This is a genomic window from Streptomyces sp. NPDC006450 (genome assembly GCF_040612195.1).
Taxonomy (GTDB): Bacteria; Actinomycetota; Actinomycetes; order Streptomycetales; family Streptomycetaceae; genus Streptomyces.
This window is the reverse complement of record NZ_JBEXPT010000186.1, coordinates 1-8,232: the sequence shown is the minus strand read 5'-3', so window position 1 is coordinate 8,232 and position 8,232 is coordinate 1. Positions and strand designations below refer to the sequence as shown.

The 8,232-nt window shown below is 70.7% G+C and carries 6 protein-coding genes; all 6 read left to right on the top strand.

Annotation, left to right across the window (positions count from 1 at the left end; translation table 11 throughout):
* Positions 1 to 1,043 (top strand): GTP-binding protein (locus tag ABZY57_RS30970; protein WP_356517580.1); only part of this gene is annotated, 1,043 nt, incomplete at its 5' end.
* Complete coding sequence (locus ABZY57_RS30965; RefSeq protein WP_356517579.1) at positions 1,043 to 2,149, top strand: aliphatic sulfonate ABC transporter substrate-binding protein; 1,107 nt, start codon at positions 1,043 to 1,045, stop codon at positions 2,147 to 2,149. The genes ABZY57_RS30970 and ABZY57_RS30965, both read left to right, overlap by 1 nt.
* 60 nt (positions 2,150 to 2,209) lie before the next feature.
* Positions 2,210 to 3,013 (top strand): ABC transporter ATP-binding protein, encoded by an 804-nt coding sequence (locus ABZY57_RS30960; RefSeq protein ID WP_356517578.1) that lies wholly within the window; start codon positions 2,210 to 2,212, stop codon positions 3,011 to 3,013.
* Positions 3,000 to 3,917 carry an ABC transporter permease gene (locus ABZY57_RS30955; RefSeq protein ID WP_356517576.1) on the top strand — a complete coding sequence of 306 codons (918 nt, stop codon included), beginning with the start codon at positions 3,000 to 3,002 and terminating at the stop codon, positions 3,915 to 3,917. Before ABZY57_RS30960 ends, ABZY57_RS30955 begins: the two co-directional genes overlap by 14 nt.
* Positions 3,918 to 4,374: 457 nt before the next feature.
* A complete protein-coding gene (locus ABZY57_RS30950; protein WP_356517574.1) occupies positions 4,375 to 6,168 on the top strand; it encodes an ABC transporter ATP-binding protein in 1,794 nt (597 codons plus the stop codon).
* A gap of 122 nt (positions 6,169 to 6,290) precedes the next feature.
* On the top strand, positions 6,291 to 8,222 hold the full coding sequence (locus ABZY57_RS30945) for a multicopper oxidase domain-containing protein (RefSeq protein ID WP_356517572.1): 1,932 nt from the start codon (positions 6,291 to 6,293) through the stop codon (positions 8,220 to 8,222).
* The last annotated feature ends 10 nt before the right edge of the window (positions 8,223 to 8,232 follow it).

Sequence of the window (8,232 nt, the reverse complement as noted above, 5' to 3'; positions counted from 1 at the left end):
CCGACACCCCCGGGCACGTGCAGTACACCCGCAACATGGTCACCGGCGCCTCCACCGCCGACCTCGCCGTCGTGCTGGTCGACGCCCGCAACGGCATGGTCGAGCAGACCCGCCGGCACACCGCGGTCGCCGCCCTGCTGCGGGTCCCCCACGTGGTCCTGGCCGTCAACAAGATGGACCTCGTCGGCTACGAGGAGTCCGTCTTCGCGGAGATCGCCGAGCAGTTCACCGCGTACGCCGCGACGCTCGGGGTCAAGAACGTCGTGGCGATCCCGCTCTCCGCGCTGGCCGGCGACAACGTCGTCGAGCCCTCCGCCACCATGGACTGGTACGGCGGCCGGACCCTGCTGGAGCACCTGGAGACCGTCCAGGTCGGCAGTGATCCGCGGGAGGAGCCCGCCCGCTTCCCGGTCCAGTACGTGATCCGTCCGCAGACCGCCGAGCACCCCGACTACCGGGGCTACGCCGGCCAGATCGCCTCCGGCGTGCTGCGCGTCGGGGACGTCGTCACCGTCCTGCCCTCCGGCCACACCACTGCTGTCGCGGCCATCGACGCGCTCGGCACGCAGACGGACGTGGCCTGGGCTCCCCAGTCCGTCACCGTCCGGCTCACCGACGACGTCGACATCTCGCGCGGCGACCTGATCGCGGCCGGGGGCACGGCCGCGGCGCCCACGCAGGACATCGAGGCCAGCGTCTGTCACCTCAACGAGCGTCCCCTGCACGTCGGCGCCAAGGTGCTGCTCAAGCACACCACCCGCACCGTGCGCGCCCTGGTCAAGGACATCTCGTACCGGATCGACATCAGCACGCTCGAACGGCGCCCCGGCGCCGAGGGTCTGCAGGTCAACGACATCGGCCACGTCGTGCTGCGCACGGCCGAGCCGCTCGCGCTCGACCCCTACGCCGACAACCGCCGGACCGGCTCGTTCCTGCTGATCGACCCGGCCGACGGCACCACCCTCGCCGCCGGCATGGCGGGCGATCCCTTCGGGACCGTACGGCGCGCAGTCGAGGCAACCAACCAGGAGGACTGGGTCTGATGCACCACCATACGATCGGGCGCGCGGCCGTGGCGGCCGTCGCACTGGCCACGGCCGCCGGGCTGCTGTCGGGCTGCAGCTACGGCGCCAGTGCCGACGAGGCCCCGGCGAAGCAGCCCGCGGGCGCCTCGGGTGCGAAGCTCTCGGCCGACACCGTGAAGATCGGCTACTTCCCGAACCTCACGCACGCGACCGCCCTGGTCGGCCTGCAGAACGGCCTGTTCCAGAAGGAGCTGGGGTCGACCCGGATCAAGTCCCAGTTCTTCAACGCAGGTCCGGCCGAGATCGAGGCGCTCAACGCCGGTTCGATCGACATCGGCTGGATCGGCCCGAACTCGGCGATCAACAGCTACGTCAAGTCGCGCGGCACGTCGCTGCGGATCATCGGCGGCGCGGCCTCCGGCGGCGTCAAGCTGGTGGTCAACCCGGCGAAGATCGGCTCGCTGGACGACCTCCGGGGCAAGAAGATCGCCACCCCGCAGCTGGGCGGTACCCAGGACGTCGCCCTGCTCAACTATCTGGCGGGCAAGGGCTACAAGGTGGACCCGGCTTCCGGCTCGGGTGACGTCAATGTGATGCGTACGGAGAACAAGGTGGTGCCGGAGGCGTACAAGTCCGGCTCCATCGACGGCGCCTGGGTGCCCGAGCCGACGGCCTCCAGGCTGGTCACGCTCGGCGCGAAGGTCCTGCTGGACGAGAAGACGCTGTGGCCGGACGGCAAGTTCGTGACCACCAACATCATCGTCTCGCAGAAGTTCCTGAGCGCGCACCCCGACGTGGTCGAGGCCGTGCTGCGCGGCTCGCTGGCGGCCAACGCCTTCATCAAGGCCGACCCGGAGCAGGCGAAGGCCGACGCGAACCTGCGGATCAAGGCCGACACGGGCAATGCGCTGCCGCCCGCCATCCTCGACCCCGCGTGGCCCAGCATCGACTTCATCGACGACCCGCTGGCCGCGACCCTGCAGACCGGGGCCGACCACGCGGTCGCCGCGGGCCTGCTCGACAAGCCCGAACTCGCCGGGATCGTCGACCTGACCCTGCTCAACAAGGTGCTCACGGCGGCGGGCCGGCCCGTCGCGTCGGACGCCGGGCTCGGCGTCAAGTGACGCCCCGCACTCCGTAGCCCCGCGCAGCGCCCCCGTCCACTCCCGCAGGAGGTGTCCGCAATGACCACGGCACTGACCATCCCGAAGTGCGCCCCCGTCGTCGAGATCACGGACGACTACCCGGCGGTCCGGCTCTCGCACGTCTCCAAGGCCTTCGGCCGCCCCGGTGCGGATTCCGTCGTGCTCGACGACATCAACCTGGACGTGGCCCCGGGCGAGTTCGTCACGCTGCTCGGTGCCTCCGGCTGTGGCAAGTCCACCCTGCTGAACCTGGTGGCGGGGCTCGACGAACCCAGCACCGGAACCATCGAGGTACCCGGTACCCGGCCGTCGCTGATGTTCCAGGACCACGCGCTGTTCCCGTGGCTGAGCGCGGGCCGGAACATCGAGCTGGCGCTGCGCCTGGCGGGCATGCCGCGCGAGGAGCGCAGGACCGAGGCCGAGCGGCTGCTGGAGCTGGTCCGCCTCGGCGGCGCGTACCGCAAGCGGGTGCACGAGCTCTCCGGCGGCATGCGCCAGCGCGTGGCCATGGCGCGGGCGCTCGCCCAGGGCAGCACCGTGCTGCTGATGGACGAGCCGTTCGCGGCGCTCGACGCCATCACCCGGGACGTCCTGCACGAGGAGATCACCCGGATCTGGAACGAGCGCAAACTCACCGTGCTGTTCGTCACCCACAACGTCAGAGAGGCCGTGCGGCTCGCCCAGCGCGTCGTCCTGCTGTCGTCCCGGCCCGGCCGGATCGCCCGGGAGTGGCGCGTCGACCTGCCGCATTCGCTGCGGGGCGAGTCCGCCGAGGTCGCGGCGCTGTCCATCGAAATCACCGAGCACCTGCGTGGGGAGATCCGCCGCCATGTCCAGCACTGACACCCGGCCCGCGGTGAGCGACCGCGCCTTGCGCCGCGACGGCGCGGGGGCCGGCCTCGACACGCTGGGGGCGGGCCTCGACGCGCTGGAGACCGGCCACACGCAGCGCGCCTCGTCCGGCCAGGTGCTGAGGGCGAAGGTGCTGCCGCCGGTCCTGGCCCTCGTCCTGGTCGTCGGTGCCTGGCAGCTCGCCTACAGCCTGCACGTCACCAGCCCCGAGAAGCTGCCGAGTCCGGCCCAGGTGTGGCACGCGCTCACGGTCCTCTGGGACGAGGGCACCCTGTTCTCCATCGTCTGGACCAGCCTCTGGCGCGGCATCTCGGGCTTCCTGGCGGCCGTCGCGATCGGTACGCCGATCGGTCTGATCGTCGCCCAGGTCAAGCCGATACGGGCCGCCATCGGGCCGGTGCTGGCGGGCCTGCAGTCGCTGCCCTCGGTCGCCTGGGTGCCCGCCGCGGTCATCTGGCTCGGCATCAACAACTCGGCCATGTACGCCGTGATCCTGCTGGGCGCGGTGCCCTCGATCGCCAACGGCCTGATCGGCGGGGTCGACCAGGTACCGCCGCTGTTCCTGCGGGCCGGCCGCACGCTCGGTGCGACCGGCATGCGCGGCGCCCGGCACGTGCTGCTGCCCGCGGCCCTGCCCGGGTACCTGGCCGGGCTGAAGCAGGGCTGGGCGTTCTCCTGGCGGTCGCTGATGGCCGCCGAGCTCATCGCCTCCTCCCCCGATCTGGGGCTCGGCCTCGGCCGCTACCTGCAGAACCAGCGGGAGTTCTCCGACATGCCGGGCGTGGTGCTCGGCATCGCCCTGATCTTCGTCGTCGGCGTCGCCATCGACCTGCTGTTCTTCAGCCCGCTGGAGCGCCGGGTGCTGCGCAGCCGCGGGCTGCTGGCCGCGCGCTGAGGCCTCGTCCTCCAGCGGAACTCGACACGGTCCCGATGTCCTGTTGAGCAGCGTTGCTCAAGATGGCGTGGGGCGGTTCCCCTGCGAATGGAGATCGACATGGGCGCGAGGCCCAGGTCCGCTTTGCGAGCCCTTTGGAAGAGATTCGGTGAAGGCCTGATGTGGACGGGGTTCGCGTGGAACGGCATGTATCCCCCCTGGGCTTGGAGGGAATCCGCCGCCCTGACCGGCGACCGGCCCGGCCAACCGTGCCCGCCACCGCTGTCGGAAGCGGAGCTCGCCCAATGGGCGGCACTGGTCAGGCAGCTGCAGTAGGCACGGACCGGATCCGGTGACCACGCCGCGGCACATGAGCGTGTCCACGGCTCTCGCTTTGGCGCGGGGCCCCGGCGGCTTCGACTCCGCCGTCGTCCCGCGTTCCGTCGACTGGAACTGACCACAAGAGAAGGAGGCCAGGGTGAGCAGCGCCAGCTCGGGCAGTACGCGTCCCCAGGCACTGACGAAAGACAGCCAGGTGCGACGCATCCTCGGGCTGTTCCGCCCGTACCGGAGGCAGCTGCTGTCCGTCGTGTTCCTGGTCGCGGGCTCCTCCCTGGTCTCCCTCATCAACCCGTTCCTGATCCGCGAGGTCATGGACACGGCGCTGCCGCAGGACAGGCTGGGGCTGCTGTCCCTGCTCGCCCTCGGCATGATCATGGTGTCGGTCACCACCAGCTCGTTCAACGTCTGGCAGACGCACGTGTCGGCCACGGTGGGCCAGCTCGTCATGCACGACCTGCGCACGTCGGTGTACGCGCACCTCCAGCGGATGTCGCTGGCCTTCTTCGCCCGCACCCGTACCGGCGAGGTGCAGTCGCGCATCGCCAACGACATCGGCGGGATGCAGGTCACCATCACGACCACGGCCACGGCGCTGCTGGCCGACATCACGATCGTCATCGCCTCGACGACCGCCATGTTCCTGCTCGACTGGCGGCTGACCTTGGCGTCCATGCTCATGCTTCCGGCGTTCGCCCTGGTGAGCCGTCGCGTCGGCAACGAGCGGCGCAACATCACCCGGGACCGGCAGGGCCAGCTCGCCGGGTTGTCCTCGACCATGCAGGAGTCGCTGTCGATCAGCGGGATCCTGCTCAGCCACACCATGGGCCGTTCGCGGTCCCTGACCGACGACTTCGCGAAGCAGTCACGCAAGCTCACCGACGTCGAGGTGCGCGTCACCACGGCGGGCCTGTGGTACCAGTCGACGATCTGGATCGTCATCGCCTCCATGCCGGCGGTGATCTACTGGGTATCGGGGCTGACCTCGAACAACGGCCACATGGCCATCTCCATCGGCTCCCTGGTCGCCTTCACCTCGCTCCAGCAGAGCCTGTTCCGCCCGGCGCAGCGGCTGCTGACCGTCGGGATCGAGATCCAGGGCTCCCTCGAGCTGTTCGGCCGCATCTTCGAGTACCTCGACCTGCCCGTGGACATCGCCGAGCCGGAGCGGCCGGTCGAGCCGGCCGTCCTGCGGGGCGAGGTGCGCATGAAGGGGGTCGGCTTCTCCTACGCGGAAACGGAGCAGCCGACGCTGGCCGGCGTCGACGTGACCGTGCCGGCGGGCCGCAGCCTCGCGATCGTCGGAGAGACCGGCTCGGGAAAGACCACGCTCAGCTACCTCATCCCGCGGCTGTACGACGTCACGTCCGGTTCCGTCACGATCGACGGGGTCGACGTGCGCGACCTGTCCTTCGACACGCTCACGTCCGCGGTGGGCGTCGTCTCCCAGGAGACGTACCTCTTCCACGCCACGGTCGCGGACAACCTGCGGTTCGCCAAGCCCGACGCGACCGACGAGGAGCTGTTCGCGGCGGCGCGGATCGCCCACATCCACGACTACCTGATGTTGCTGCCCGACGGCTACGACACGGTGGTCGGCGAGCGCGGGTACCGGTTCTCCGGCGGCGAGAAGCAGCGGCTGGCGATCGCCCGCACCATCCTGCGCGACCCGCCGATCCTGGTACTCGACGAGGCGACCAGTGCCCTGGACACCCAGACCGAGCAGGCCGTGCAGAAGGCCATCGACGCGGCCAGCGTGGGCCGTACCACCATCACGGTCGCCCACCGGCTGTCGACCGTCCGCAATTCCGACGAGATCATCGTGCTGGACCGGGGCCGGGTCTCCGAGCGCGGTACCCACGACGAGCTGATCCTGCGCGGTGGCCACTACGCGACGCTCATCAACCGGGACAGCGAGCCGATCGCGGTCTGAGATCCGCCCCCGGACGGCCCTGGCGACGTGGCGGGGCCGTCCACCGGTACCGGGCCCGGCCGGGGCACGTCCTAGAGCCGAGCACGAGTTCGACGAGAGCGGCCGCCCCTAGCCTCGGGCGAATGGATCCCACAGCCTCCGAAACATTCCAGCCATCCGGGCCGAACCGCCGCACGATGCTGCGTTACGGCGCCGTGGCCGGCCTGGGCGCCCTGGTGACCGCCGGCCCCTTCTTCAAGTCGGACGGTGCGGCCGCCGCCGCGACGGCCGGCGGACCCGAGCAGTCGGCGCCCGAGCTGAAGCTGACCAAGTTCAAGGATCCGCTGCGGATCCCGCCGGTGCTGCGCCCGCGCGACCGCGGCGACCACGACGAGCTGACCGTCCGCATGCGCACCGCCGACGTCACCGTGCACTCGGAGATGCCGCCGGTGACGATGTGGACGTACGAGGGCGCCTACCCGGGCCCGACGATCAAGACGGTCAGCGGGCGTCCGCTGCGGGTCGTCTGGGAGAACCAGCTCACCGGCAACATCCCCGTCAAGGCGGTCGACTTCGACTCGCCCACCGGCCGCGCGCCCGACCCGCTCACCAACTACCCCGGCACGGCGGGGACCAAGGCGGTCGCCGGTGTGCCGGACCTGGAGCCGTGGGCCGCGGTGCACCTGCACGGCATGCTGACCGGCGGCGGCAACGACGGCTGGATGGAGAACCTCATAGGCCCGGGCGACGTGCAGTTGTCGGCCTATCCGAACGCCCAGGCCGCGACCACGCTCTGGTACCACGACCACACCCACCACGTGAGCCGCTTCAGCGTGTACGCGGGGCTCGCGGGCATGTTCCTCTCCCGCAACGAGGAGGAGGAGGCGCTCGACCTGCCCGAGGGCGCCCGCGACGTGCCGCTGTTCCTCAGCGACCGCAACTTCGACGTGGACGAGTCCGGTGCCCTCGTCGGGCGGCTGGTCCACAAGGTGGAGATGATCGGCCCGCAGCGCCTCATGCGCACCCACTCGGCCCCGTACACCCTGGTCAACGGGGTGGTCTGGCCGTACCTGGACGTCGCGCCGCGCTGGTACCGGTTCCGGATCGTCAACGGCGCGAACTCCCGCATCTACCGGCTGATGCTGCTGGCGGACGGCCAGCCCGTCCCGGGGGCGCTGCGGGTGATCGGGACCGACCAGGGCCTGGTCGAGAAGCCGCTGACGGTCGAGGGGGCGCTGAACCTCTCCCCCGGCGAGCGCGTGGACGTCATGATCGACTTCAGTGCGTTCCGGGGGCGGGCCCTGAAGCTGGTCAACACGCTGGAGGGCATCACGCCCGGTGCCTCCAACAAGCTCAACGACCTGCTGGAGCCCGACGTGATGCAGTTCCGCGTCGCGGACCAGCGGCCGTCCGGCCGGCCCGTGCTGCCGGAGGTCCTCTCGCCCACCTTCAAGCGGCTCACCCACCACGACCTGCCCCACGACCTCGCCCCGCGGTGGGTGGTCGTGGTCGGTCCCGGCTCGACGAACATTCCCGAGCTGTGGGAGATGGAGGAGGTCGATCCGGCGGGGATCGCGTTCCCGTCCCCCGGGATCGTCCAGGTCCAGGACGCCGAGGGCGTCGTCAAGACGCTGCGCAGGACGGCGATGGCGTACGACGACGGGAAGACCTTCACCGCCGCGCTGGGCAGCGTGGAGATCTGGAAGTACCTCAACCTGGCCGCGTCCCCGCACCCCATGCACATCCACCTGTCGCACTTCCAGGTGCTGTCCCGCGAGAGCTACGACATCACCGGCTTCCACCGGGTCACCCGCGGCTCGGCCAAGCCCATCGCGTTCAAGGCCGCGGGGACGCTGGAAGCGCACGAGCTCGGGGAGAAGGACGTCATCCGGGTGGGTACGGCCGGCCTGATCACGCCGAACGCCACGCTGGGCGAACTGGTCACCGTGGCGGTCCGGTTCCCCGTCGTCGGCAGGGGCGTGCACCACTGCCACATGCTGGAGCACGAGCAGCACATGGTGCGGCCCCTGGTGGTGTCGCCGGCCGTCCATCTGCACGCGGGCGGCCACCACTGACGCACCCGGC

Excerpts from the sequence above, each read along its gene's own strand:
- ABZY57_RS30965 (WP_356517579.1), top strand. The coding sequence starts at position 1,043 with ATGCACCACCATACGATCGGGCGCGCGGCCGTGGCGGCCGTCGCACTG.
- ABZY57_RS30960 (WP_356517578.1), top strand. The coding sequence starts at position 2,210 with ATGACCACGGCACTGACCATCCCGAAGTGCGCCCCCGTCGTCGAGATC.
- ABZY57_RS30955 (WP_356517576.1), top strand. The coding sequence starts at position 3,000 with ATGTCCAGCACTGACACCCGGCCCGCGGTGAGCGACCGCGCCTTGCGC.
- ABZY57_RS30945 (WP_356517572.1), top strand. The coding sequence starts at position 6,291 with ATGGATCCCACAGCCTCCGAAACATTCCAGCCATCCGGGCCGAACCGC.